Origin of the sequence: Streptomyces sp. NPDC048057, assembly GCF_040653095.1 — a bacterium.
Classification (GTDB): domain Bacteria; phylum Actinomycetota; class Actinomycetes; order Streptomycetales; family Streptomycetaceae; genus Streptomyces.
The window spans coordinates 24,018-49,650 of the sequence record NZ_JBEZNF010000004.1; the positions used below are offsets into that span (position 1 = coordinate 24,018).

The following is a 25,633-nucleotide window of genomic DNA, read 5'->3' on the forward strand; positions in this document are numbered from 1 at the left end:
CATGAGGATGCCCGGTCGGTGGCACGATCGGCTCCGAACCGACCGCCCTCAGCGCGGACCGTGCGCCCTCTCGCGCATGTCCGCAGATGAGGGGCCCCCTCAGCGGCACGAGCGCTTCGAGCGACGGCAGTGGTCCCGCGCCATCGGCCAACCCGCGGCCGGCCAGCACCCCGGTGCGACATCCAGGTGCGGTACGACCCCCGTCGCTCGCCTCGCGCCGCGTCTCACAGAAGAGGCAACATCCTGACTACGCAGCACACGACTTTCCGGGATCTCGGAATCCTGGCGGAAACCGCCGAGGCGCTCGAAGCCGTCGGCATCGTGAACCCCTTCCCCATTCAGGAAATGACGCTCCCGGTGGCCCTCTCCGGCACCGACGTCATCGGCCAGGCCAAGACCGGCACGGGCAAGACGCTCGGTTTCGGCCTGCCGCTGCTGGAGCGCGTCACCGTCCCCGCGGACGTCGAGGCCGGCCGGGCCCAGCCCGACCAGCTGACCGACGCTCCGCAGGCGCTCGTCGTCGTCCCCACCCGCGAGCTGTGCACGCAGGTCACCAACGACCTGCTGACCGCCGGCAAGGTGCGGAACGTGCGCGTGCTCGCCATCTACGGCGGCCGGGCCTACGAGCCGCAGGTCGAGGCGCTGAAGCGGGGCGTCGACGTGATCGTCGGCACCCCCGGGCGCCTGCTCGACCTGGCCGGGCAGAAGAAGCTCGACCTGTCCCGGGTGCGCGCGCTCGTGCTCGACGAGGCCGACGAGATGCTCGACCTGGGCTTCCTGCCCGACGTCGAGAAGATCATCCAGCTGCTGCCGGTCCGCCGACAGACGATGCTCTTCTCCGCGACGATGCCGGGCGCCGTCATCGGGCTCGCCCGGCGGTACATGTCGCAGCCCACGCACATCCGCGCCACCGCGCCGGACGACGAGGGCGCGACCGTCGCGAACATCACACAGCGCGTGTACCGCGCGCACTCGATGGACAAGCCCGAGATGGTCTCGCGCATCCTCCAGGCCAAGGGCCGCGGGCTGGCGATGATCTTCTGCCGTACGAAGCGGACTGCGGCGGACATCGCCGAGCAGCTCGCGCGCCGGGGCTTCGCCTCCGGCGCGGTCCACGGCGACCTGGGCCAGGGCGCGCGCGAGCAGGCCCTGCGCGCCTTCCGCAACGGCAAGGTGGACGTCCTCGTCTGCACCGACGTCGCCGCGCGCGGCATCGACGTCGAGGGCGTCACCCACGTCATCAACTACCAGTCGCCCGAGGACGAGAAGACGTACCTGCACCGGATCGGCCGCACCGGCCGCGCCGGGGCGTCGGGTACGGCGGTCACCCTGGTCGACTGGGACGACATCCCGCGCTGGCAGCTGATCAACAAGGCGCTGGACCTGAAGTTCCACGACCCCGTGGAGACGTACTCCACCTCGCCGCACCTCTTCGAGGAACTGGACATCCCGGCGGGCACCAAGGGCGTCCTGCCGCGGGCCGAGCGCACCCGCGCCGGTCTGGCGGCGGAGGAGCTGGAGGACCTGGGCGAGACCGGTGGTCGTGGGCGCAAGTCGTCCGCCCCCGCTCCCGCCGCCGCGACCGAGCGACCGGCCAAGACGCGGACTCCGCGCCGTCGTCGGCGCACGCGGAGCGGTCAGCCCATGGACACCGCCGGGGCGCAGGGCGCGCCGGAGGCCGTGGTCGGGGCGGACGCCCCGGCGGAGACGGCCGCGGTGCGCACGCCGAGGCGTCGTCGCCGTACGCGTTCCGGCGCTGCCGGTGCCGTGGCGCCGGCCGTGGCGGAGTCCGTCGTCGAGACGGCGGTCGCCAGCCCGGTCGAGACGGTCGAGACGGCGGTTGCCGCTCCGGTGGAGACGGCCGACGCTCCGGTGGAGAGCCAGCCGCGTCGTCGTCGTACGCGCGCGGTCAAGGCCGAGGTCCCCGCGCCGGCAGCGGCGCCGGAGGCCGAGGTCACCGTCGCTGAGGCCGCCGATGTCACCGCGGTTGCGGAGAAGCCCAAGCGGACGCGGACGCGCGCGGTCAAGACGGTCGAGGCGGCTGTGGCCGCCGAGGTCGTGGCCCAGGCTCCGGCCGAGGTCGTGGACGTCGTGGAGAAGCCCAAGCGCACGCGCAAGAAGGTCACTGCACCGGTCGCCACCGACGCCCCCGCGGCCGAGGTCGTGGACGTCGTGGAGAAGCCGAAGCGGACCCGCAAGAAGGCCGTCGCTCCGGTCGCCGACGCCCCTGTGGCCGAGGTCGCCCCGGAGGCCGAGGCCAAGCCGAAGCGCACGCGTACCCGCAAGACGGTGGCAGCCGCCGAGGCTCCGGCCGAGGTCGCGGCTGACGTCGTGGCCGAGGTGGCGGAGAAGCCGAAGCGGAAGCGGGCCGTGAAGGCGGTGAAGTCCGCCGCTTCGGTGGAGACCGCCGAGGTCGCCGCGGTGGCGGAGAAGCCCAAGCGGACCCGTACGCGCGCCGTGAAGTCGACGGCGACCGCGACGGACGCCCCGGAGGCCGAGGCCAAGCCGAAGCGGACCCGTACGCGCAAGACGGCCGTCGCCCAGCCCGAGGGCTGATCCGGCGACGCCACCGGCGCACCAGCGCACACCGACCGGCCCGGTCCCGCACAGGGGACCGGGCCGTCGGCGTTCCGCCCCGGCCGGGCACCCCCCTGGGGACGCCGTTAACCTCAGCGCATGAGCCGCCCATCGACTTTTCAGCCGCCCGCCTGCTCGCGCTCCCGGACCCTGCGCACCGCCCGCGGTGACTTCGCGGTCCTCGACGCCGTCGCCGAGGCGCCCGTCGGCGGCCACCGGGGTGCCGCCCTGCTCGTGCCCGGCTTCACCGGCAGCAAGGAGGACTTCATCGCCCTCCTCCAGCCGTTGACGGACGCCGGGTACCGGATCGTCGCCGTCGACGGGCGCGGGCAGTACGAGAGCACGGGGCCGACGGATCCACAGGCGTACGCGCAGGAGGAACTCGCCCGCGACCTGCTCGCACAGGCCGTGGCGCTCGCCGGGGAGACCGGTGGCGGCCCGGTCCATCTGCTGGGCCACTCCCTGGGCGGTCAGATCTCCCGTGCGGCGGTCCTCATCGACGCGGCGCCGTTTCGGACCCTGACCCTGATGTCGTCCGGGCCCGCGCTGATCAGCGAGGGCCAGCGGGCGCAGGTGCGGATGCTGAGCGAGGCGCTCGCGTCCACGGGGATGGCCCAGGTGTGGGAGGCGATCCAGACGCAGGAGACGCCGCAGGACGTGGACGTCGCGAAGTCGGCGGACCCGGACCGCGAGGACCTGCGGCAGCGCTGGCTGCGCCACAACCCCGTACAGCTGATCACGACGGGCCGTCAGCTGTCCGTGGAGCCGGACCGGGTCGCCGAGCTGGCCGCCGTGGCGGCGCTGCCCAAGCACGTCCTGAGCGGTGAGCGGGACGAGGTGTGGCCGGTGGCGCTGATGGACGAGATGGCGGTACGGCTCGGCGCGGAGCGCACGGTCGTCGCGGGCGCCGAGCACTCCCCCAACACCGACCGCCCCGCCGAGACCGCCCGCGCCGTCGCCGGCTTCTGGGACCGCCACTGACGAGGACGGCGGGGTCCTAGTACTGGGCCTGGAGGTGTTGCCAGAAGCCGTCCCGTAGGGCGCGCCGCAGTGGTGCCTGCCCGCGCAGGGACGTCTGGAGCATCTGTTCGGCCTGGACCAGGAGGTCCTGGTCGACCGGTCCGGGCAGATACGGATGGCCGGGCAGCAGCTCCGCCAGCGCCTCCCGGCCGCGCTCCCCGAGCCAGGTCGCCGCGATCCGCGCGCCCACGAAGCGGACCTCCTCGCGCGAGGGCGGCGGCGAGCCGTCGTGCTCGTACGTGGTGACGGCGCGGCGGGTGATGTACGGACGGCAGAAGTCGAGGTCGAAGGTGCGCTGGCTGTCGACCTCCCACAGCAGCGGCTCGGCCTGGTTGCTGCCGTCCGCGGACTCGATGCCCCACAGGTGGACGCGGGCGCCGTAGCCCTGCGCCGCCTCCACCGCCGAGACCAGGTCCTCGTCCCCGCCGACGAGGGCGGCGTCGCTGATGGCGCGGTGGCGGGCGAGCGACTCCAGGTCGCCGCGGATCAGGGAGTCCACGCCCTTCTGCTGGTTGTTGGCGTTGAGGTTGCCCAGCCGCACCTTGACGTCGGGCAGTTCCGCGATGGACTGCTGCTCCGTGGTGTGGATGCGGCGGCGGGCGCCGTCGTACCAGTACACCCGCAGCAGTCGGCTGTCGGCGAAGATGCCGCGCGCCTTGTCGATGAACGCCTCGATGAGCCCTTCGGCGTCCAGGTCGAAGCAGCGCCGGTCCTCCATGCCGGTCACCAGCAGCCCGGCCGCCGCGTAGACGTATCCCGCGTCCACGAAGATGGCGTGGGTCGAGGGGGTCCGCGACACCTCGACGAGGACGCGCTGGAGGATTTCGTTGGTGCGATCCAGCCGGGCGGCGATCTCACTGACCTCGTTCATGCCGCTCCCCTTCCCGCTCGACCTGCACGAACCCACCAGTACTTAGACACGTAAAAAGTTTCCTTAGCGTAGGGAATAATTGATGCGGCAACCCATGTTGATGATGACTGACCGCATCAGTTCTCCAGCAGGAGGATCAGGACGAAGGGAGAAGCCGTGCGCTTCGAGATCATGCGACTGGACGACGTCGACGGCACCGCCGTGGACAGTACGGTCGTGGATGCCGCCTCCGTCAACCGGATCGTGCAGCAGGCCGCAGCGACGGGCCAGCGCATCTACATCCGCCCAGCCGAAACGCCGGCTTCATAGCTCGTTCGGAGCAACAGACGTGACCGTGCCCCCGCGGATCTCCGCGGGGGCACGGTCGTGTCCGGAGCCGGAACGGGGCCCGGGGCGCGGGCTCAGGCGCCCTGGACCACCTGGGTCACGCCGTTGATGATCTGCTGGACCGCGATCGCGGAGAGCATCATGCCCGCGAGCCGGGTCACCAGCACCACGCCGCCGTCCTTGATCACGCGGATGATCAGCAGCGAATAGCGCATGCTCAGCCAGAGCACCGCGTGCATGACCAGGATCGCCGACCAGACCGCGATCTGCTGGCCGGCGGTGTCCGCGTTCTGCACGGCCAGGATCACCGAGACGATCGCACCGGGCCCGGCCAGCAGCGGCATGCCGAGCGGCACCAGCGCGACGTTCACGTCCTTCGTCTGCTTGGGCTCGTCCGTCTTGCCGGTGAGCAGGTCGAGCGCGATCAGCAGCAGGAGCAGTCCGCCCGCGATCATCAGCGCGGGCACGGACACGTGCAGGTAGTCGAGGATCTGCTGGCCCACGAGGCCGAAGACGGTGATCACGCCGAAGGCGACGGCGACCGCCTGCCAGGCCATCCGGCGCTGCATCTTGGCGGGGCGCCCGGAAGTCAGCGCGAGGAAGATCGGGGTGATCCCGGGGGGATCCATGATCACGAACAGGGTCAGGAAGAGCGAGCCGAAGACGGCGGCGTCGAACACGGTGGTGCCTAAGGGAGTGCGAAGGGAACGTGCTGATGAGGTGGGGAGGGGCACGCCCGCGCGACGCCGAGGACTGCGGTACAGAACTACCGGGCGCTCGGTTCGGCCTGCGCAGGGCCGTGCGGAGGGAGGTAGGGGGACGGCGCGGGGCGCGGTCCTACGCGGGGCTCCCACCCGCGCCCGGGACCGGGAACGCGCCCGTGGCGCGGCGCGTGATCTCCCCGTAGATCTCCGGGTCGGTGGTGTACTGCCCGAGGGCGACGTCCTTGCGGCTGCCGTGGTAGTCGCTGGATCCCGTGGTGAGCAGCCCCAGGTCTCCGGCGAGCACGCGCAGCCGGGCGCGGGTGGGCTCGTCGTGGTCCATGTGGTCGACCTCGATGCCGTCGAGACCGGCGGCGGCCAGCTCGGCGATGGCCTCCTCGGGGACCGTGCGACCGCGCTTGACGGCCGCCGGGTGGGCGAAGACCGCGACCCCGCCGGCCGCCTTGACCAGGCGCACCGCGGTGAACGGGTCGAGTTCGTGCTTGACGACGTGGGCCCGGCCGCCGTCGGCGATCCACTCCTCGGTGAACGCGTCGGAGACCGTCGCCACCGCGCCGACCTCCACCATCGCCGCGGCGACGTGCGGCCGGCCCACGGTGCCGTCCCCGGCGATCCGGGCGACCTGCTCCCACTCGACGGGGACGCCCAGCTCCTGGAGCTTGGCGACCATCGCCCGCGCCCGCGGCACCCGGTCGTCACGCAGCAGCTCGCGCTCGCGCAGCAACTCGGGCTCCGCGGGGTCGAAGAGGTACGCCAGCAGGTGCAGGCTCACGCCGTCGAGGGCGCAGGAGATCTCGGCCCCGGTGACCAGCGTCAGCGGGCGCTCCAGACCGGACAGCGCGGCGGTCGCCTCGGCGTGCCCGCGGGTGGTGTCGTGGTCGGTGAGCGCGACGACGTCGAGCCCCGCGGCGGCGGCGTTGCGCACCAGCTCGGCGGGGGTGTCCGTGCCGTCCGACGCCGTGGAGTGGGTGTGCAGGTCGATGCGCACGCGGGACTCCAAGGGTGGGTGGGGCGGACGGGACGGTCGAGACAAGGGCCGATCCAGTGTATCCGCCCCGGTCACCCGCACGAGCGCGCGAGCGCCGTCCTTGGGGCGGGGCTGCGACGCCCCGCGGCGCGGGGGCGCTCCCCCACCGCTTCGGGTGGGGCGCCACCCGTGCCCGAAGGGCTACGGGGAGCCTGTACGGCCGGCCGCACACCCGGGCGGACATCGTTCCAGGCGCGGCCCGGGGCCCGTCCGCAAAGCCCCGCGTGCGCTTCGCGCCTTCGGCTGCGCACGGGAGGGCGCCCCGGCACGTTGCCGCAGGTCTCGCTCTCCTGCGCCTTTGGACGTGACCGCCGTAGCCCTGCGGGCAGCGTTGGTCCCCGCGGCCCGGTGGTGGGCTGCCGCGGCGCGAGGGCCACGTGGGACTCCGCGAACAGGCCCTAGGTCGTGTCTTCAAAGGCCCGTCTGCCTGGCGTGCCCTGGCACGCACGCTCGCCTCGTTGTCGTCGGTCGCCGACGCTCCGCGTCGGCTCCCTCCTCCGCCTTGCGATCGCACGCACCAGACCCCGCCAGGCCCACCCAAAGGGCGGACGACGCCACTTTGAAGACACTCCCTAGGCCAGGAGCCGTGGCGACAGCGCGCCGCAGGGGACCAGTTCGACCTCGTCGCCCGCGTCGCGCAAGTCGGTGAGGACGAGTTCGTCGTACATCAGGAGTCCGGACCGCTCGGGCCAGACGATCGCCCACAGCCACAGCCCGCGCGCCTCGCCCGCGAAGACCGCGCGGTCGTCGGGGGCGGCGCGGACGTGCCACAGGGGCGTGGGGCGGCCGGCGGCCAGTATCTTCGCCTGCGGCGCCCGGTCGAAGTGGATGTGCGGGCCGGGGTCGGGGCCGTCGATGCCGGCGTAGCGCGCACCGAGGCCCACCCCCAACTCCTCGGCGATCAGCAGTAGTTCACCGATGCCGCCGAGCGGGCCCGGGCCGGAGCAGGCGACGGCGGTGGCCCGGCCGCCGCTGCGGTCGTCGCCGGCGTACGCGACGCCGGTGAAGAGCCAGCCGACCGGCAGCGGCCAGGGCATCCACACGGGCACCCGGGCGCGGTGCACCACGACGCCGAGGGCTTCCACGCTGGGCGGGATCACCGGCTGGAGCGGATGCACGGCGCCGTGGACATCGCACTGCCAGGCGTCGGCGAAGAGTCCGGGCGCCCTGACCCGCCCACCGCACTTCGGGCAACTGGGTTCGCCCCTCATAGGGCCCAACGGTCCTACCAGCCCGCCCCCACGTCAAGGACGATCACCCTTTCCGGCGTGTGCACTTGCGGTCGCACGACACCGGGTGTAGACGCCGCCAGCACGCGTACGCGGACGTCTACGCGGACGTTCAGTCCAGCCGTACGGGCGCGCGCAGCGGATCGCGCAGGTCGGTGCCCTGGGTCAGCCAGCGTTCTTGCAGCGCCTGGGCGCCGTGGACGCGCTTCCAGGCGGCCTCGTTCGGCGTCATCGGCAGCAGCGGCAGGAAGCGCACGGCCTCCAGGGGGGCGTCCAGCTCCAGGTCGTCCACCAGGCCGCCCGGTTCACCCACCAGCACCGAGGTGAAGGGAGCGCCCGGCCACAGCGCCTCGCTGACGTCGAGCGAGGCGCCGGGGGCCACGACGAGGCCCTCGACCTGAGGGGACGCGGCGAGCACGGCGAGCGGGCGCAGCACCCGGTCGGTGTCCGCGAGTCCCGACCGCACCGACAGGACCAACTCGGCGCGGGGCCCCTTGAGCGGGTCCGCGACCACCGCGGTGGGGTCGGCCATCGGGTGGGCCGACATGCCGAGCGTGGCGTACCGCACGATGCCGGCGCCGTCACCTCCGCCGCCGCTGTTGCCGCCGTCGCTGCCGCGTGCGTCGTCGGCGCGGAAGCGGAGCACCTCGATGCGGTCCGTCCCGAGGAACGTCACCGCCGCGCGCGCGTCCGGCGCACCGAGCGCCGTCTGCAACCGCGCTTCGACCAGAGCGAGAACTTCTGCCATCCGGTGAGCATAAATCGCGTAGGGAACGGGCAAAGACACCTGTTGACCGTCAGTCGGCTGATAGTGTTGGCGGCTGGTCGGGACAACGGCGCGAAGGCGTCGACCCGAAGGCGGACGCCAGCTCCGCCCTCCGGTCCCGAGCCGCTCGTCTATCCCCCACGGGGGACCGGCCGGAGGAGGTGGGATCCACGGTGGATCGAAGTCGACCGTGTAGTACCAGCCGCTCTTCCGCGCAGCGTCATCGCTTCTCCCGATGAGCTGACCCACGCACCGCACCGCGGTCCACGGCCCGTCCCGTCACGGTACGTCCGTACGCGACGTTCCGTGACGCACGGCGATCCGCACGGCGGAAGAGCACAGCGCCCCCGCCTTTCCCGCTGACTTTCCCAGCTGTCTTTGCCTGTCTGTAGCGAACGCCGTCACCGCGCACCCCGCGGTGCCGCCCGCTTTGCGGACGTGAGGACCACGTCCCCATTCCGGGCTGTGCCACGCCACGCGCCCCGACGGCCCCTCCGTGAAGGAGCCAGCCGTGTCGATGATCCGTGACCTGCGCGCCGCCGTCCGCCCCTCGCTGCGCAAGAGCAGCGCGCCGTACAGCACGTACGACCCCGCCCACGACCCCTCCGCCTCCAGCGCCGTCGTCGACTGCGCCGTCTACCGCGACGGGCAGCGCGTGACCAGCGAGACGTGTCTGACGCCGCGCGAGGCGATGCTGCGGGTGCGCGAGGGCGGCGGCTTCGCGTGGATCGGGCTGCACGAGCCGACGGAGGAGGAGTTCGCCGGCATCGCCGCGGAGTTCGGGCTCCACCCGCTGGCCGTGGAGGACGCCGTCCACGCCCACCAGCGGCCGAAGCTGGAGCGGTACGACGACACCCTCTTCACCGTCTTCAAGACGGTGCACTACCTGGAGCACGCCGAACTCACCGCGACCAGCGAGGTCATCGAGACGGGCGAGGTCATGTGCTTCACCGGCCGGGACTTCGTGATCACGGTCCGGCACGGCGGCAAGGGCTCCCTGCGGGCGCTGCGGCACGGGCTCCAGAAGGACGAGGAGCTGCTGGCCAAGGGCCCGTCGGCGGTGCTGCACGCCCTCGCGGACCACGTCGTCGACGGCTACATCGCGGTCGCCGCGGCGATGCAGGACGACATCGACGAGGTGGAGATCGACGTCTTCTCCGCGCCGTCCAAGGGCAGCCCGCGCGGCACGGACGCGGGCCGCATCTACCAACTCAAGCGGGAGGTGCTGGAGTTCAAGCGGGCGGTGACGCCGCTGCTGCGGCCGATGCAGCTGCTCAGCGAGCGGCCGATGCGGCTGATCGACCCGGACATCCAGAAGTACTTCCGGGACGTCGCGGACCACCTCGCCCGCGTCCAGGAGGAGGTGCTGGGCTTCGACGAGTTGCTGAACTCGATCCTCCAGGCGAACCTCGCGCAGGCGACGGTCGCGCAGAACGAGGACATGCGGAAGATCACCTCGTGGGCCGCGATCATCGCCGTGCCGACGGCGGTGTGCGGGATCTACGGCATGAACTTCGACTACATGCCGGAGCTGGGCTGGAAGTACGGCTACCCGATGGTGCTGACCGCGATCGGCGTCATCTGTTTCACCATCCACCGCACGCTGAAGCGGAACGGTTGGCTGTGAGGGGCGGCTGTCACGCCTGGCGATAAGCTGCGGCCATGACACCGACGCAGCGGGCGGACCTCTCCGAACCGTCCGACCTGGACGCGGCCCTGGTCGAAGAGGCCACCAAGAAGTCCGGACTGGTGTGGGTACGCGGCGAGGGCGCGGACGCGCAGGAGCGGGCGCTGTGGCACGTCTGGCACGACGGCGCCGCGCACGTCGTCGGCGACGGCCCCCAGGAGCAGCCGCTGCCGGGCCTCGTCGCCGGCGGGCGCGCGACCGTCACGGTCCGCAGCAAGGACAAGGGCGGCCGGCTGGTGTCCTGGGCCGCGTCCGTGCGCGAACTCGAACCGCGCTCCGAGGAGTGGGAGTCGGCGGTCGCCGAGCTGAAGACGAAGCGCCTGAACGCGACGGACACGGAGGGGTTGCGGGAGGGGTGGGCGCGGGGGTGCCGGGTGCTGCGGCTGGAGTTGGCGACGGTGGTTGCGCCCCTCCCGGACGATTCCCTCGCGGAGCCCCCGCGCCCCACCTCCGCGACGACCCGCGGCCCGATCCCACCGGCCCTCCCGAAGCTCCTCCGCCGCGGACGCCGCGCGTGACGCGTGCGCCGCGTCCCTGCGGCCCGGTGGTGTGCTCCCCGCGCCGTTCCTCGCGCTCCTGACGCCCTCGCCGCTTCCCTGCGGGAGCGTTGGTCCCTGCGGCTGCATCGTGGTTGTTCGCGCAGTTCCCCGCGCCCCTGGGTTGCCCCCATGCGGGCACACGGGGATTGATCACCCTCCAGCTCCGCGGACGAGCGACGGCAGGGGCACATCACGGGCGACTGGGGGTACCACCCACGATCCGCAGAGACCAACGCTCCCGCAGGGAACGGTGAGTGCGGCGCGGGCAGCCCACCACCGCGTGGGGGGCTAGTCGATCGTCTTCGGGAGCGACTTGCCGTAGTCGACCGTCGCGGACTGCGCGGGGGGCTCCAGCGGGAAGTCCACGCCCCACTGGCCCAGCGTCAGCACACCGCCGCCCCCCGCGCGCGCGAACTGCAGCGGATACGGCTCGCCCTCCAGCGAGACGTCCAGCACCCCGCCCGCCCCCTCGCCCGCGGACACCTGGATCGCGCGGACGTCGCCGATCTTCGTGCGGTCGCCCTTGCTGAGTTCGCCCGTCATGCCGAGGAAGCCGTCGAGCAGCGCGTCCTTGTCGGTGAAGCCGCGGAACTGGTCGTACGCCGGGTCGCCCTCGGGGACCTTCACGTACTTCCCCTCCAGCTTGTCCACCGCCTCCCCGTCCCCGTCCCCCTTCGCGTCCGACTTCGCGGACGGCGCCCAGAAGCCGGCGTCCGCCTTCAGATAGAGGTCGTCGGCGACCCGCAGCAGCTCGAAGGTGTTGTCGCCGGCCGTCACGGACCCCGTGCCGCCGTCGTCCTTCAACCGCATGTTCAGCCTGTACGTGCCGCCCTTGCTGACCAGCGTCCCCGACAGGCTCACCGCCTTCGCCGCGTCCGCCGCCGCCCGCGCCCGGTTCTCGATCTCGGCGGCGGGGAGCTTGCCCAGGCCGTTCGTCCCCTTGTCCGGGTCCTCGCCCTCGCTGCACGACACGAGCCCTGCGGTGAGCCCCGCACTCAGCACCGCGGCCACGACGGCCCGGCGCGCACGGGGGACGGGCGGGAGAAGAGCCACCTGCGCACTGCCTCTCATCTGCTTCGCATTGCTGCTGGAGTACTGCTGGTAATGGGGGGTGCAGAGCGCAGCGTACCCGTGTCGCGCGTGCGCTTCGGCAGCAGCCGTGCACAGCCATACGGACGCCCAACAACAGCGGAGCGAAACGGTACGGGCTAGCCTGAAAACCCCGAAAACAGGGAAAGGGGGCGGCATGGCGGCGAGCACCCCCCGCATCTTCGTCTCCCACCTCGCCGGCGTGCCCGTGTTCGACCCCAACGGCGACCAGGTCGGCCGGGTCCGCGACCTCGTCGTCATGCTCCGGGTGGGCCGCCGGCCGCCCCGGCTCCTCGGCATGGTGGTGGAGGTGCTGACCCGGCGCCGGATCTTCCTGCCGATGACCCGGGTGACCGGCATCGAGTCCGGCCAGGTCATCACCACCGGCGTGGTGAACGTCCGCCGCTTCGAGCAGCGCCCCACCGAACGCCTGGTCCTCGGCGAGCTGCTGGACCGCCGGGTGCACCTGGTGGAGAACGACGAGGAGGTGACCGTCCTCGACGTGTCGGTGCAGCGGCTGCCGGCGCGCCGGGAGTGGGAGATCGACCGGGTCTTCGTGCGCCGCGGCCGGGGCGGTGCGCTGCGCCGCAAGGGCGAGACGCTGACGGTGGAGTGGTCCGCGGTGAGCGGGTTCCGGCTGGAGGAGGAGGCGCAGGGCGCGGAGAACCTGGTCGCCACCTTCGAACGGATGCGCCCCGCCGACCTCGCCAACGTGCTGCACCACCTCTCCCCCAAGCGCCGCAGCGAGGTCGCGGCGGCCCTCGACGACGACCGGCTGGCGGACGTGCTGGAGGAGCTGCCGGAGGACGACCAGATCGAGATCCTGGGCAAGCTCCACCAGGAGCGCGCCGCGGACGTCCTGGAGGCGATGGACCCGGACGACGCGGCCGACCTGCTCTCCGAGCTGCCGGAGGACGACAAGGAGCGGCTGCTGCGGCTGATGCAGCCGGACGACGCGGCGGACGTGCGCCGGCTGCTGTCGTACGAGGAGCGCACCGCGGGCGGTCTGATGACGACGGAGCCGATCGTGCTGCGCCCGGACGCCACGGTCGCGGACGCGCTCGCCCGGGTGCGCCAGGAGGACCTGTCGCCGGCGCTGGCGGCGCAGGTGTACGTGTGCCGGCCGCCGGACGAGACGCCGACGGGGAAGTACCTGGGCACGGCGCACTTCCAGCGGCTGCTGCGGGACCCCCCGTACACCCTGGTCAGTTCGGTCGTCGACTCGGACCTGCCGCCGCTCGCGCCGGACACCCCGCTGCCCGCGGTGACCAGTTACCTCGCCGCGTACAACATGGTCGCCGCGCCGGTCGTCGACGAGAGCGGATCGCTGCTGGGCGCGGTGACGGTGGACGACGTGCTCGACCACCTGCTGCCGGAGGACTGGCGGGAGACGGAGTTCGAGGAGTCCGCCCTGCACGACGACGCCCGACGGGCGGGCGGGTCGTGAGCGGCGACTTCGGGCAGTCCGTCGACCGCGACCGCGGGGACCAGAAGGAGCGGCCCCCGGCGCGCGCCCGCGCCCGCCTCGACCTGCCGCAGGTGCCGCGGCGCACGGTGCTGCCGGAGTACGACCCGGAGGCGTTCGGCCGGCTGACGGAGCGGATCGCGCGCTTCCTGGGCACGGGGCGGTTCATCGTCTGGATGACCGCGGTGATCATCCTGTGGGTGGTGTGGAACATCGCCGCCCCCGCCGAGCTGCGCTTCGACCCGTATCCGTTCATCTTCCTGACCCTGATGCTGTCGCTCCAGGCGTCGTACGCCGCGCCGCTGATCCTGCTGGCGCAGAACCGCCAGGACCAGCGGGACCGGGTCACCTACGAGCAGGACCGCGAGCAGAACGAGCGCTCCATCGCGGACACCGAGTACCTGACGCGGGAGATCGCGTCGCTGCGGATGGGCCTGGGCGAGGTCGCCACCCGCGACTGGATCCGCTCGGAGCTCCAGGACCTGGTGCGCGACCCCGGGGAGTTGCGCGAGCTGGACGAGCGGACGGCCCTATTCCCGGGCGAGGCCGCTCCGGAGCGTGACGAAGGCGACCGCTGACGGCCTTTCCTGAGGCGGGAGCCCGCGCCGTACCATCTCCGTATGGCTACGGAAGACGCGGTGCTCGAAGCACTGGCGACGGTGAACGACCCCGAGATCAACCGACCGATCACCGAACTCGGCATGGTGAAATCGGTCGAGGTCGGGGCGGACGGCGCGGTCGCCGTCACGGTGTACCTCACGGTCTCCGGCTGCCCCATGCGCGAGACGATCACCAAGAACGTCACGGACGCGGTCGCCCGGCTCGACGGCGTCAGTCGCGTGGACGTGACGCTGGACGTGATGAGCGACGAACAGCGGCGCGAGCTGGCGACGGCCCTGCGCGGCACCACCGCCGAGCGCGAGGTCCCCTTCGCCCAGCCCGGCTCGCTGACCAGGGTGTACGCGGTCGCCTCCGGCAAGGGCGGGGTCGGCAAGTCGTCCGTGACCGTGAACCTGGCCGCGGCGATGGCCGCGGACGGGCTGAAGGTCGGCGTGGTGGACGCCGACATCTACGGTCACTCGGTGCCCCGGATGCTGGGCGCGGACGGCAGTCCCACCCAGGTCGAGAACATGATCATGCCGCCGTCGGCACACGGCGTGAAGGTGATCTCCATCGGCATGTTCACCCCGGGGAACACCCCGGTGGTGTGGCGCGGCCCGATGCTGCACCGCGCGCTCCAGCAGTTCCTCGCCGACGTCTACTGGGGCGACCTGGACGTCCTGCTGCTCGACCTGCCGCCGGGCACCGGCGACATCGCCATCTCCGTCGCCCAGCTCGTGCCGAACGCGGAGATCCTGGTCGTCACCACCCCGCAGCAGGCCGCGGCGGAGGTCGCGGAGCGCGCCGGCTCCATCGCCGTGCAGACCCACCAGAAGATCGTCGGCGTGGTGGAGAACATGTCCGGGCTGCCCTGCCCGCACTGCGACGAGATGGTCGACGTGTTCGGCACCGGCGGCGGCCAGAAGGTCGCCGAGGGTCTGACGAAGACGACCGGGGCGAACGTGCCGGTGCTGGGCTCCATCCCGATCGACGTACGGCTGCGGGAGGGTGGCGACGAGGGCCGGCCGGTCGTCCTCAGCGACCCGGAGTCGCCGGCGGGCGCGGCGCTGCGCTCGATCGCGGGGAAGCTCGGCGGCCGGCAGCGCGGCCTGGCGGGCCTGAGCCTCGGCATCACGCCCCGCAACAAGTTCTAGGGCCTGTCTTACGGATCAGGCTGGATCAGGGTGGGGGTGCCCCCACGCCCTCCGGGCGTAGGGGGAGGGGTCTGGTGCCGTGGATCTCAAGGCGGAGGATGGGGGTACTCCCCCACGGCTACGCGTGGGGGCGCCCCCACCCGGGCCGCTAGGCCCAGGGGGAGAGCCAATGCGGTGGGGGTACCACCGTGCCCGCAGGGCACAGGGGGCCGTCGGCGACCGACGACAACGCGGCGTGGGGGCACCTCCCGGGCCGAAGGCCCAGGGGGAGCGGCACCAGGGCACGCGAGCCCAGCAAGATCCGTAAGACAGGACCTAGGTCCTGTCTGGAGTTCCAGCGCGGGAGAAGGAGCGGCGACTGGTGCCGTCGAATCCAAGGCGGAGGAGGGAGCCGACGCGGAGTGTCGGCGAGTGACGACAACGCCGGAGGCGGCGGTGCCGAGCGTCGCGACGCCGCGGGGGAACTCCAGACAGGACCTACGGGTGCACTCGGTCCGCCGCACCGGCGGCACTGTCAGTGGTGGGGTGCACCATCGGGGTGGGAGGTGGCGCGGTGACGGCGATGTCTGGGGCGGGGCGGACCGGGGGGACCCGGACCGGCTTCGACTGCGACGTGCTCGTGGTCGGCGGCGGGATCGTCGGCCTGTCGACGGCGTACGCCCTGACGCGCTCGACGCCCGGCACCCGCGTCGTCGTCCTGGAGAAGGAGCCGGCCCCGGCGCGCCACCAGACCGGCCGGAACAGCGGCGTGATCCACAGCGGGATCTACTACCGTCCCGGCTCGCTCAAGGCGCGGTACGCGACGCGCGGCGCGGCCGAGATGGTGAAGTTCTGCGCGGAGCACGGCCTGCCCCACCGGGTCACCGGCAAGCTGATCGTCGCCACCCGGCGCGACGAGCTGCCCCGGCTGCACGCCCTGGTCCAGCGCGGCCGGAAGAACGGCATCCCGGTGCGCGAGCTGGGGCCTGCGCAGATCACGGAGTACGAGCCGCAGGTGCGCGGCCTCGCCGCGATCCACGTCGGCACGACGGGCGTGTGCGACTTCGCCGCGGTCGCCCGGGCGCTGGGCGAGGCCGCGCAGGCGGCCGGCGCTGAGGTCCGGTGCGGCGAGGAGGTCGTCGCGGTGGACCGGCGGCCCTGGGGCGTCGCGGTGCGCACCGCGTCCGGCGCGGTCGTCCGGGCCCGCGCGATGGTGAACTGCGCGGGGCTGCACAGCGACCGGCTGGCCCGGCTGACCGGGGACGACCCCGGCGTGCGGATCGTCCCCTTCCGCGGTGAGTACTACGAGCTGGCGGACCCCTCGCTGGTGCGGGGCCTGGTGTATCCGGTGCCGGACCCGGCGTTCCCGTTCCTGGGCGTCCATCTCACCCGCGGCCTCGACGACCACGTCCACGTCGGCCCGAACGCGGTGCCGGCGCTCGCCCGCGAAGGGTACGGATGGAACGTCGTGCACCCGCGCGAGCTGGCGTCCACCCTGGCCTGGCCCGGCAGCTGGCGCATAGCCCGCCGGCACTGGCGGTACGGGGCGGGCGAGCTGCGGCGCTCCCTGTCGAAGCGGGCGTTCACGACGGCGGTGCGGGAGCTGTTGCCGGCGGCGGAGGAGGACGGTCTGCGGCGGGTGCCGGCAGGGGTGCGGGCCCAGGCGGTCGGGCGGGACGGGGCGCTGGTGGACGACTTCCTGATCCACGAGACGAGCCGGGTGGTGCACGTCCTGAACGCGCCTTCGCCTGCGGCGACGGCGAGCCTCCCCATCGGCCGCGCGATCGCCTCCCGCGCCCGCGCCCACCTCTAGGGCCTGTCTGCGCCATGCCAGCTGCGGTGTTCCAGCGCCTGCGGCTCGTCTGTGGTTGCCCGCGCAGTTCCCCGCGCCCCTAAACCCCCTGTCCGTGCCCCGCAGACGAAAGACGGGGCCAGCACATCAGGGGCGCTGGGGGTACCCCCGTGCCCGCAGGGCACAGGGGCGGAACTGCGCGAGCAACCCGCCACCGGGGCGCAGGCGCCCGAGGACCGCGGCCGGCATGGCGCAGACGCGGCCCCAGGAGCGGAGCCGGAGCCGGAGGCGCAACCGTAGAATGGGCGCATTGTGTCGAAGCTGCGTCATCACACCCCAGAAGAAGCCTCCGCTCCCAGCCGGGACCGGGGCGAGCCGCGTTTCCCCGGCGGGCCCGCCGCCGACCCCGCCGGATCGCACCACGAGCGGCGGATCCGGAGTTTCCAGCCGCGGCGGAGCCGGGTGACCACCGGGCAGGAGGACGCGCTGCGGCGGCTGTGGGGCGCCTGGGGGCTGGACATCGACGGGCGGCGGGTGCTCGACCTCGCCGAGATGTTCGACGGGCTGCCCGTCGTCCTGGAGATCGGCTTCGGGATGGGCGAGGCCACCGCCCGGATGGCCGCGGCCGACCCCCGCACCGGCATCCTCGCCGTCGACGTGCACACCCCCGGCCAGGGCAATCTGCTGGCCCTCGCCGAGCGGAACGGCCTGACGAACGTCCGGGTCGCCAACGGCGACGCGATCATCCTGCTGCGCGAGCAGCTCGCGCCGGGCGCGCTCGACGGGATGCGGGTGTACTTCCCCGACCCCTGGCCGAAGAAGCGCCACCACAAGCGCCGGCTGATCCAGCCCGAGTTCCTGACGCTGGCCGCGCGCTGTCTGAGGCCGGGCGCGGTGCTGCACTGCGCCACGGACTGGGAGCCGTACGCGGAGCAGATGCTGGAGGTGCTCTCGGCGCACCCGGACTTCGAGAACGCGTGCGCCGACGGCGGCTTCGCGCCGCGGCCCGACTTCCGGCCCCGTACCCGCTTCGAGGGGCAGGGGCTGGACAAGGGACACGTCGTACGGGACCTCCTCTTCCGGCGCGTGGCGCCCCCCGCCGGTTCCGGTCCCGAAGGCGTCCCCCAGCAGCAGGCCGCCCCCACATCGTCCTGACGGGGCCGTCACCGGGCCGGTCCGCGGCCACGGAAACCGATTCCGCCTCGCCGACTGTCACTGGTCCTCGTTAGGGTCGTCGGGTGTCCGAGCCGCCGCCCCCTCCCCGGTCCGCGCCCCAGCAGGCGCAGCCGGTGTTCGACGCGCTGCCCGAGCGCTCCCACTGGCGCTACAAGCCCCGTCGCGCCTCGCAGCTGTGGCGCAGCAGGGCGATCCGCGTCGGGGTGCTGATCACCCTGCTGGCGCTGTGCGGCCTGGTGATCCTCGCGCTGGTGCGGGAGCAGACGGGCACCCGGGGCTTCCTCGTCGGCCTGGGGCTGGCCACCCTGCCCGTTCCACTGCTGCTCGCCGCGTTCCGCTGGCTGGACCGGGTCGAGCCGGGCCCTTGGCGCCACCTCGTCTTCGCATTCGCCTGGGGCGCGTTCGCCGCCGCCCTGGTGTCGCTCACGGCGAACACCTTCGCGGCCCGTTGGATAGCCACCGCCACCGCCGACCCCTCCAGCGCGGACACGCTCGGCGCGACGGTGGTGGCCCCGGTCGTCGAGGAGAGCGCCAAGGCCGCGGCCGTCTTCCTGCTCTTCTTCTTCCGCAGACGGGACTTCACGGGCCTGGTCGACGGCGTCGTGGTCGCCGGCTTCACCGCGACCGGCTTCGCCTTCACCGAGAACATCCTCTACCTCGGCCGGGCCTTCGACGACGACCAGTCGACGGGCTCGGAGGGCTTCGAGTCGATGACGGCGGCGACCTTCTTCGTACGGATCGTCATGTCGCCGTTCGCGCACCCGCTGTTCACGGTGCTCACGGGCATCGGTTTCGGGCTGGCCGCGCTGGCGGCCCGCCGGCGCAGGTTCCGCCGCACCGCCCTGCCGCTGCTGGGGCTCGTCCTCGCCATGGGCGTGCACGCGCTGTGGAACGGTTCGGCGTCGATGCTCGGCCCGTTCGGCTTCTACGCGGTGTACGCGCTGTTCATGGTCCCGGCCTTCGGCCTGCTGACGTGGTTGACGATCTGGTCCCGGCAGCGGGAGTTGCGCACGGTCTCCACGGCGCTGCCGGCGTACGCGGCGGCCGGCTGGCTGGCGTCCGCCGAGCCCTCCGCGCTGGCCTCCATGCGGGCGCGCACCGCGGCCCGTGACTTCGCCCGGCGTACGCAGGGGTCCGCGGCGGCGCACGCGGTGGCGGAGTACCAGCGCTTCGCGACCTCGCTCGCCTTCCTCCGCCACCGGGCGCAGCGCGGCGCGGTCGACCCTGACTTCGTCGCACGGGAGCAGGAGTTGCTGCACCACATGTGGCGGCGCAAGGAGGTGGCGAGCCCGGCGCTGACGTACGCGGCCCGGGCGACGGGCGCGGTCCGGGTGCCCCCGCCGTACCGGGACTACGAGGGCTACAACCCGTACCGCGTGTGACGCGGGGACGTATCGCTGGCCAAGATCCGGCGGAAAAGACCGACGGCCCTGGCGTCGGGGGGTGACACCAGGGCCATCGGCGATTTCGGGGACGGCGTACGAGCACGGCCGGCAGCCGGCTGAGGGCGCACGAGCGCGCCCCATGCCCAAGAGCCGGAAGAGCTCAGGGAACTCAGCAGTGCGAGGAAGCCGGCGCCCGCTCGTCGCAGCCGTCGTCGGGCCAAAAGCTCAGGGCCCGGGACTCGCTGCTCAGACGTTGAGGTTCTTGCTCTGCAGCCAGGACGCCGGGTTGATGGTGGCACCGCCCGGGGTCTTGACCTCCATGTGCAGGTGCGCACCGGAGACGTTGCCGGTCGCGCCCACGCGCCCGACGCCGTCGCCCGCGACGACCTTCTGGCCCGCGCTCACGCCGACCGTCTGCATGTGGGCGTACATGATCTCGGTGCCGTCGTTCAGCTCCAGGATGACCTGGTAGCCGTACGCCGGGCCGGACCAGCCGGCGAACTTGACCGTACCGGCGCCCACGGCCTTCAGAGGGGTGCCCGCCGAGGCGACGAAGTCGAGGCCGGTGTGCTGGCCGGAGGACCACATCGAACCGGACTGGCCGTACGTCGCCGAGATGCTGTACGAGGAGAGCGGCAGCGCGAACATCTTCGCGAGCTTCGCCTTGCGCTCCTCCTCCGCCTTGGCCTTGGCCTCCGCCTCGGCCTTCTTCTTCTCGGCCTCGGCCTTCGCCTTGGCCTTCGCGCGCGCCTCCGCCTCGGCCTTCTCCTTCGCGGCCTTGTCGGCGGCGGCCTGCTTCGCGGCCTCGGCCTGGGCCTGCTGCTGCTCGGCCTGCTGGAGGATCCTGGAGCGCAGGGCCTCGCCGGCGCCGCCTTCGGCGGTGGCGCCCATGGCCATCAGCTCGCTGGAGCCTTCGGTGGACGGCTCGTTACCGTCATCGTCCTTGCCGTCGCCGCCCCCGAGACCGTCGGGGAGGGAGATGGCGACCGGGGGCTTGTTCTGGGCGGTGGCGATGCCACCCGCGCCGACCGCGGCGATCACACCGACGCCGAGGACGGTGGAGCTACGGGCGAAGGCCCTGCGCTGCTGGCGCAGGACGCGGTGGCGACCGCGCGAGGAGCCGACCGTGTCCGCGCTGGGGTTCCACTCGCCGTACGAGCGCTCGGCCCCGTTTTCGCTGAAGGCACCGGTCCTGGAGGACCCGGCAGGAGCTTCCGGGGCAGGGCTGTTGGACGCCACTGAGGCGTACTCCTTTCCTTCCTTCTCGCCTACCGGGTTAGCTGACGGGTTCGGAGCAGGAAGGTCTCCTACGGAACGCTTCGCAGGCTGCGAAGCATCCGATTCACCCCAAGAGGTGGTTCCCCGGTTCCCTTGCGGGATTCGGCGCGTGCGCACGGCGTCGCCCTGACGGCGACTGGGACGACCGCGCTGCGTTATCGAACGTTAATAGACACCCGGACCGGATTCCAAGCCGGTCCCCATGATCGTTAACGAAGATCGCGGAACCAACCGGGACACAAGCGGCCGGATTCGGGCGACTTGAGCGGCCCGAACGAGGTTTAACCCGCACCTCGACCCTGCCATGGCCCTGACAGTACGTCAGATGGCGTGCTCCGAGCAGTCGTTCGACTACGCTGCGTGGACCGTCGGCGGGAGCTGGGGTCTCTCCTACGGATCAGGCCCTAGGCGGGCCGGGTGACCGCCAGCAGCGCCATGTCGTCCGTGGAGCCGCCCCCGGTGTGCCGGCGGACGTCGTCGATGAGCGCGTCCAACAGCTCCCCCGGGCCCGGGAAGGCGCGCCCGACGAGCCGGCTGCCCGGCTCATAGAAGGCTCCGGACGCGTCCCGCGCCTCCGACAGGCCGTCCGTGTAGAGCAGCAGCGTCGCCCCCGGCGGCATCGGGTGCTCGTCCACCCGGTCCGGCCACTCCCCCAGCGACTGCATTCCGATCGGCAGCGCCGGCTCCCCCGGCGCCAGCCGCCCCAACCCTCCGTCGCCGCGCAGCAGCAGCGGCTCCGGGTGCCCGCGGTTCACCAGCCGTACGACCCCGAGGCCGTGCGGGATCTCCGCGATGACCGCGGTGGCGAACCCCTCGAAGGCGTCCACGTCGGCCTCGCCCCGCCGCCCCGCCTCCCGGGTCAGCGCCCGCTCCAGCCGCTCCGCCACCCCCTCCAGGGCGCTCTCCTGCTCGGCCGCCTCGCGGAACGAGCCGATCAGCACGGCCACCGCCTCCACCGCGCCGAGCCCCTTGCCCCGTACGTCCCCGACCACCAGCCGCACCCCGTGCGGGGTGTCCTGCACCGCGAAGAGGTCGCCCCCGATGAACGCGTCCGCGAGCGCCGCCTCGTACCGGGCCGCGATCCGCAGCCCGCCGATCTCCTCGGCGGGGGTGGGCAGCACGGCGCGCTGCGCGGTCTCGGCAATCACCCGGGCGGAGGCCAGCCGCTCGTTGCTGCGCGCGACGACCCGGTTGATGAAGAGCGCGAGCACCGAGACGGTGAAGACGGTGGTCAGCTCGGTGTACGCCTGGGTCTGCCCGAGCGAGTGGTTGTAGACGTCCAGGGCCAGCTCGGTCAGCACGGCGAAGGCGCCGGTCGCCAGCGTGACGGCCCAGGAGAAGAACGGGGCGGCGATCAGCGGGGCGGCGGTGAACATCGGCACCGCCGTGAACTTCCCCGGGGTCGAGAGGTCGTAGACCACCCCGACGATGATCATCAGCGCCGGCAGCATCCGCGCGAAGCGCCGGGCACCGAAGTTGTTCCGCTGCTCTTCCTCCGCCACGGGTGCTCTCCTCCCCCCTCAGCCTCGGTGCGGCGGGCACGGACGGCGAGCCGGCTGGGCCGGTCGGGGGACGCCCGTGGAGCCCGGGCGGGCGGGAGAACGGGAGAACGACCACGGCCCGGCACTCGAATCGAGTGCCGGGCCGTGGCCTTCAGTAGCGGGGACAGGATTTGAACCTGCGACCTCTGGGTTATGAGCCCAGCGAGCTACCGAGCTGCTCCACCCCGCGTCGGTGAACACAACTCTACGCCATCCGGAGCAGTGCTCGCGACCACCTGGGGCTCAGTCGATGATCACGGGGGTCTCAGTCGGTGAGGTTCCGCTCCGCGTACGCCGCCATCGCGTCCCGCACGAAGACCGCCGTCCCCTCGCCGTGCCGGTCGTAGTGGCGCCCGAAGCGCGGATCGGCGACGTACATCTCGCCGAGCCCGGCGAAGTGCGCCTTCGACGGGGCGCCCATCAGGGACTGCCAGGCGTACATCCGCCGGGTGACCTCCTGCGCCACCTCGCCGTCGGCCGGGTGCCCGTCCCCGAGGGCCCGCCCGTAGTCCCGGGCGATCTCGTCGTGGGCGCGCTGGTGGTCCCGGCGTTCCCCTTCACTCAGCGAACGCCAGGTGCGGTCGCTGCGCTCCCAGGCGTCCGCGCCCCAGCGTTCGGTCACCTCCTGCTCGTACTGCGTGTGGTCGAAGCCGTCGAGCACGTCCTCAGCCATCGGTTCCTCCCCTCGTTCGGTCTTGTGCAGGGTGGTTCGCACCGAGGCGATCTGCCGCCCGATGCGCTTCCGCTCCAGCTCCAGCAGCCCGAGGTGGGCGCGGAGCGCGGCGGCCGTGTCCCGCTGCCCCGCCAGCACCTCGGCGATGGCGGGCAGCCCGAGCCCCAGCTCGCGCAGGAGCAGGATGCGCTGGAGGCGCACCAGCTCCTCGGCGCCGTAGTAGCGGTAGCCGTTGGCACCGACCCGGCACGGCTCCAGCAGCCCGATGTCGCCGTAGTGCCGCAGGGTGCGGCTCGTCGTGCCGGCGCGTCGGGCGACCTCTTGGATCGACCACTCCATGACGTGAACGGTAGAACTTGACGTTGCGTAAAGGTCAACCGGCAAAGAACCCGGGCAAGGCGGGCGTCAGGGGACGAGCCGGTCGGCGCGCATCCGGAGGTAGCGCGCCTCGGGTGCGCTGAGGGTCAGCCCGGCCGCCCGTCGGTACGCCTCGCGCGCGCCGGCCACGTCCCCCGAGCGCTCCAGCAGATGGGCGCGGACCGCGTCCAGCCGGTGGTGTCCGCTGAGCCGGTCCGCCAGCCGGTCGACCTCGGCGAGCCCGGCCTCGGGCCCGCGCACCATCGCCACCGCCACCGCGCGTCCCAGCTCCGCCATCGGCTCGGGCGCGATCTCCACCAGCAGGTTGTACAGCGCGAGGATCTGCGGCCAGTCCGTGTCGTCCGCGCTGGCCGCCTCGTCGTGGAGCGCGGCGACGGCCGCCTGGAGCTGGTACACCCCGGCCGGGCCCTGTGCCAGCGCCTCCTCGACCAGCTCGGTGCCCTCGGCGACGGCGTCCCGGTCCCAGAGCGTGCGGTCCTGTTCGTCGAGCGGGACGATCTCGCCGTCGGGCCCGGTACGGGCCGCGGCACGGGCCTCGGTGAGCAGCATCAGCGCGAGGAGCCCGGTGACCGCGCCCTCGCGGGGCAGCAGCAGCCGTATGCGCCGGGTCAGCCGGATCGCCTCGTGCGCCAGGTCGGAGCGGTGCAGCCGGGCGCCCGACGTCGCCGTGTACCCCTCGTTGAAGATCAGGTACAGCACCTGGAGCACGGCGGCCAGCCGCTGGTCCCGGTCGGCGGGCCCGGGCGGCCGGAACGGCGCCTCCTTCACCTTCAGCTTCGCCCGGCTGATGCGCTGGGCCATCGTCGCCTCGGGCACCAGGTGCGCACGGGCGATCTCCGCGGTGGTCAGTCCGCCGACGGCGCGCAGCGTCAGGGCGATCTGCGCGGCCGGCGTCAGATCGGGGTGGCAGCACAGGAAGAGCAGGGTGAGGGTGTCGTCCTCGCTGGGGGCGCGGTCGTCGCCGGGCGCCGGTGCGGTGAAGGAGTCGCGCGGGGCGAGCTGCGCGGCGCTCTCCTCCCGGCGGCGCCGGGCCTCCTCGCTGCGCAGCAGGTCCGTCAGCCGGCGGGAGGCGACCTTGATCAGCCAGCCGCGCGGATTGTCCGGAGTGCCGGTGGCGGGCCACTGCTGGGCGGCGGCGAGCAACGCTTCCTGGACGGAGTCCTCGGCCAGGTCGAAGTGCCCGTAACGGCGCACCAACGCACCGAGGACCTGCGGCGCGTGATGGCGCAGCAGGTCCTCGATCGTGGGCGTACGACGCGTGTTGCTCATGTGGTCGTACGTATCACAGGCCACCGACAGCGGTCAGCCGTGCGACGTCCGGGCGGCGGACCGGGTGGCTTCCGGCGGTGCGGTGCAGCGCCGTGCGGTGCGGTGCAGTGCAGTGCAGTGCAGTGCAGTGCGGTCAGGCTTCCGGGGCCTCCATGATGGGCCGGATGACGAGGGGCGAGCAGATGGTGCCCTCAGGGACGGGACAGGCCGCGGCGCGGGCGGCGATCTCGGTCACCCGCTCCAGGCTTGCGCAGTCGAGCACCCAGTAGCCCGCGAGGACTTCCTTCGTCTCGCCGTACGGACCGTCCGTGATCACGGGCTTGCCGTCCTTGCCCGCCAGGACGTGACGGGTCTTGGCCGGCTCCGCGAGTCCGTTGCCGTCGAGGAGCTCGCCGCTCTCGGCGAGGTCGTCGTTGAGGGCGCCCATGTGGCTGAACATGGCCTGCATGTCCTGCTCGCTCCACGCGGGGTAGCCGGGCGACGCCTTGCCCGTCATGGCCTCGTGCGCGGCCTGGTTGCCCTGGATCATCACCAAGTACTTCATGGTTCGCTCCTTGTGACGCGGGGGTTCTTCCCCTTCGGCTGCCCCCGGTGGGCAACTCTCACAAGAGACGTCGGAGCCGGTGACGGGTTCTCTACACGGCCCGGGAAACTTTCTGGGATTTTTTTCCGAGCGGCGGGCGTGCGGGTGCCGTATCCGCTGTGACCTGCGGTTTCTAACGGGACGGTGCTGGCTGGTTCTTTCGTGAGGTTCTTGCGGGCGGTCTTACTGGACGGCGCCGACGAGCTGGGTGACGGGGTCGAGCAGCGGGGCGAGCTGGTTCGGGACCTCCATCAGCTGGTTGAGCTGGTTCAGCTCGCCGAGCTGGTCGAGCTGGCTCAGGGAGGTGGCGTCGGTGGCGGTCTGCCCGTCGACGTGCCCGGTCGCGCTCGCACCGGAGACGGAGAGGGCGGAGGCGCCGGCGGCGAGGGCGACGGCGGCGAGGATGCGCTTGGTCTTGGTCATGCCGGGAGAACGCCCGCGGAGGGGGGCGGGTCACGGGGGTGGGGGCGGTGCGGAGGAGTGACCCGGGGCGCTGAAACGTTTCC

At 72.6% G+C, this 25,633-nt stretch carries 23 protein-coding genes, 1 tRNA gene and 1 riboswitch; of the genes, 11 read left to right on the forward strand and 13 right to left on the reverse strand.

The annotated features are described in order from the left end of the window. Nucleotides 1–345: 345 nt before the first annotated feature. Together AB0E05_RS05400 and AB0E05_RS05405 are read left to right on the forward strand one after the other, a co-directional pair. Nucleotides 346–2,556, forward strand: a complete 2,211-nt coding sequence (locus AB0E05_RS05400) for a DEAD/DEAH box helicase (RefSeq protein WP_361959170.1) — start codon at nucleotides 346–348, stop codon at nucleotides 2,554–2,556. Nucleotides 2,557–2,676: 120 nt separating this feature from the next. Continuing rightward, entirely contained in the window at nucleotides 2,677–3,558 is an 882-nt protein-coding gene (locus AB0E05_RS05405) for an alpha/beta hydrolase (protein WP_361959173.1), read from the forward strand. Between the two features lie 16 nt (nucleotides 3,559–3,574). On the opposite strand, the gene AB0E05_RS05410 is transcribed toward AB0E05_RS05405, so the two are convergent. Beyond that, nucleotides 3,575–4,468, reverse strand: coding sequence for an NYN domain-containing protein (locus AB0E05_RS05410; RefSeq protein ID WP_361959176.1), 894 nt, complete (start codon nucleotides 4,466–4,468; stop codon nucleotides 3,575–3,577). A gap of 156 nt (nucleotides 4,469–4,624) precedes the next feature. On the opposite strand from AB0E05_RS05410, the gene AB0E05_RS05415 reads away from it, so the two are divergent. Beyond that, complete coding sequence (locus tag AB0E05_RS05415; protein WP_361529577.1) at nucleotides 4,625–4,777, forward strand: hypothetical protein; 153 nt, start codon at nucleotides 4,625–4,627, stop codon at nucleotides 4,775–4,777. A 92-nt stretch (nucleotides 4,778–4,869) separates the two neighbouring features. On the opposite strand, the gene AB0E05_RS05420 is transcribed toward AB0E05_RS05415, so the two are convergent. The 4 genes from AB0E05_RS05420 to AB0E05_RS05435 all read right to left on the reverse strand — a co-directional run bounded on the left by AB0E05_RS05420 (nucleotide 4,870) and on the right by AB0E05_RS05435 (nucleotide 8,521). Continuing rightward, complete coding sequence (locus AB0E05_RS05420; RefSeq protein ID WP_361959179.1) at nucleotides 4,870–5,475, reverse strand: MarC family protein; 606 nt, start codon at nucleotides 5,473–5,475, stop codon at nucleotides 4,870–4,872. Between the two features lie 157 nt (nucleotides 5,476–5,632). Continuing rightward, nucleotides 5,633–6,505 (reverse strand): PHP domain-containing protein, encoded by an 873-nt coding sequence (locus tag AB0E05_RS05425; RefSeq protein ID WP_361959181.1) that lies wholly within the window; start codon nucleotides 6,503–6,505, stop codon nucleotides 5,633–5,635. Between the two features lie 611 nt (nucleotides 6,506–7,116). Next, nucleotides 7,117–7,755, reverse strand: a complete 639-nt coding sequence (locus AB0E05_RS05430; RefSeq protein WP_361959184.1) for a DUF6758 family protein — start codon at nucleotides 7,753–7,755, stop codon at nucleotides 7,117–7,119. A 130-nt stretch (nucleotides 7,756–7,885) separates the two neighbouring features. Beyond that, nucleotides 7,886–8,521, reverse strand: coding sequence for a suppressor of fused domain protein (locus AB0E05_RS05435; protein WP_361959187.1), 636 nt, complete (start codon nucleotides 8,519–8,521; stop codon nucleotides 7,886–7,888). 529 nt (nucleotides 8,522–9,050) lie between these two features. Here AB0E05_RS05435 and AB0E05_RS05440 point away from each other — a divergent pair. Beyond that, the gene (locus AB0E05_RS05440) at nucleotides 9,051–10,166 is read left to right on the forward strand and encodes a magnesium and cobalt transport protein CorA (RefSeq protein ID WP_361959190.1); all 1,116 of its coding nucleotides are present in this window, start codon (nucleotides 9,051–9,053) and stop codon (nucleotides 10,164–10,166) included. 35 nt (nucleotides 10,167–10,201) lie between these two features. After that, a complete protein-coding gene (locus tag AB0E05_RS05445) occupies nucleotides 10,202–10,744 on the forward strand; it encodes a hypothetical protein (protein ID WP_361959193.1) in 543 nt (180 codons plus the stop codon). Nucleotides 10,745–11,053: 309 nt separating this feature from the next. Here AB0E05_RS05445 and AB0E05_RS05450 read toward each other — a convergent pair whose 3' ends face one another. Then, complete coding sequence (locus tag AB0E05_RS05450) at nucleotides 11,054–11,836, reverse strand: hypothetical protein (RefSeq protein WP_361959195.1); 783 nt, start codon at nucleotides 11,834–11,836, stop codon at nucleotides 11,054–11,056. Between the two features lie 175 nt (nucleotides 11,837–12,011). Between AB0E05_RS05450 and AB0E05_RS05455 the strand changes: the two genes are divergently transcribed. The 6 genes from AB0E05_RS05455 (at nucleotide 12,012) to AB0E05_RS05480 (ending at nucleotide 19,402) form a co-directional block, all read left to right on the forward strand. Next, nucleotides 12,012–13,301 (forward strand): CBS domain-containing protein, encoded by a 1,290-nt coding sequence (locus tag AB0E05_RS05455; protein WP_361959198.1) that lies wholly within the window; start codon nucleotides 12,012–12,014, stop codon nucleotides 13,299–13,301. Next, the gene (locus AB0E05_RS05460; RefSeq protein ID WP_361959201.1) at nucleotides 13,298–13,897 is read left to right on the forward strand and encodes a DUF1003 domain-containing protein; all 600 of its coding nucleotides are present in this window, start codon (nucleotides 13,298–13,300) and stop codon (nucleotides 13,895–13,897) included. The genes AB0E05_RS05455 and AB0E05_RS05460 overlap by 4 nt, the downstream gene beginning before the upstream one ends. Before the next feature lie 42 nt (nucleotides 13,898–13,939). After that, on the forward strand, nucleotides 13,940–15,073 hold the full coding sequence (locus AB0E05_RS05465) for an Mrp/NBP35 family ATP-binding protein (RefSeq protein WP_361959204.1): 1,134 nt from the start codon (nucleotides 13,940–13,942) through the stop codon (nucleotides 15,071–15,073). A gap of 562 nt (nucleotides 15,074–15,635) precedes the next feature. Next, nucleotides 15,636–16,865, forward strand: a complete 1,230-nt coding sequence (gene lhgO / locus AB0E05_RS05470) for an L-2-hydroxyglutarate oxidase (protein WP_361959871.1) — start codon at nucleotides 15,636–15,638, stop codon at nucleotides 16,863–16,865. Nucleotides 16,866–17,156: 291 nt separating this feature from the next. Continuing rightward, nucleotides 17,157–17,999, forward strand: a complete 843-nt coding sequence (gene trmB / locus AB0E05_RS05475) for a tRNA (guanosine(46)-N7)-methyltransferase TrmB (protein ID WP_361959207.1) — start codon at nucleotides 17,157–17,159, stop codon at nucleotides 17,997–17,999. Between the two features lie 83 nt (nucleotides 18,000–18,082). After that, complete coding sequence (locus AB0E05_RS05480; RefSeq protein WP_361959210.1) at nucleotides 18,083–19,402, forward strand: PrsW family intramembrane metalloprotease; 1,320 nt, start codon at nucleotides 18,083–18,085, stop codon at nucleotides 19,400–19,402. A gap of 249 nt (nucleotides 19,403–19,651) precedes the next feature. Here AB0E05_RS05480 and AB0E05_RS05485 read toward each other — a convergent pair whose 3' ends face one another. The 7 genes from AB0E05_RS05485 to AB0E05_RS05515 form a co-directional block, all read right to left on the reverse strand. Continuing rightward, on the reverse strand, nucleotides 19,652–20,644 hold the full coding sequence (locus AB0E05_RS05485) for a M23 family metallopeptidase (RefSeq protein ID WP_361959213.1): 993 nt from the start codon (nucleotides 20,642–20,644) through the stop codon (nucleotides 19,652–19,654). An 11-nt stretch (nucleotides 20,645–20,655) separates the two neighbouring features. Then, a riboswitch (cyclic di-AMP (ydaO/yuaA leader) is annotated at nucleotides 20,656–20,801 on the reverse strand. 286 nt (nucleotides 20,802–21,087) lie between these two features. Then, on the reverse strand, nucleotides 21,088–22,185 hold the full coding sequence (locus AB0E05_RS05490; protein WP_361959216.1) for a PP2C family protein-serine/threonine phosphatase: 1,098 nt from the start codon (nucleotides 22,183–22,185) through the stop codon (nucleotides 21,088–21,090). Nucleotides 22,186–22,340: 155 nt separating this feature from the next. Beyond that, nucleotides 22,341–22,414 (reverse strand) — tRNA-Met (locus tag AB0E05_RS05495). A 75-nt stretch (nucleotides 22,415–22,489) separates the two neighbouring features. Continuing rightward, on the reverse strand, nucleotides 22,490–23,236 hold the full coding sequence (locus AB0E05_RS05500; protein ID WP_361959219.1) for a MerR family transcriptional regulator: 747 nt from the start codon (nucleotides 23,234–23,236) through the stop codon (nucleotides 22,490–22,492). Nucleotides 23,237–23,302: 66 nt separating this feature from the next. Next, nucleotides 23,303–24,544 carry a sigma-70 family RNA polymerase sigma factor gene (locus AB0E05_RS05505; RefSeq protein WP_361959222.1) on the reverse strand — a complete coding sequence of 414 codons (1,242 nt, stop codon included), beginning with the start codon at nucleotides 24,542–24,544 and terminating at the stop codon, nucleotides 23,303–23,305. A 133-nt stretch (nucleotides 24,545–24,677) separates the two neighbouring features. Then, nucleotides 24,678–25,088 (reverse strand): YciI family protein, encoded by a 411-nt coding sequence (locus tag AB0E05_RS05510; RefSeq protein ID WP_361959224.1) that lies wholly within the window; start codon nucleotides 25,086–25,088, stop codon nucleotides 24,678–24,680. A 222-nt stretch (nucleotides 25,089–25,310) separates the two neighbouring features. After that, nucleotides 25,311–25,550 (reverse strand): hypothetical protein, encoded by a 240-nt coding sequence (locus tag AB0E05_RS05515; RefSeq protein WP_361959227.1) that lies wholly within the window; start codon nucleotides 25,548–25,550, stop codon nucleotides 25,311–25,313. Nucleotides 25,551–25,633 lie beyond the last annotated feature (83 nt).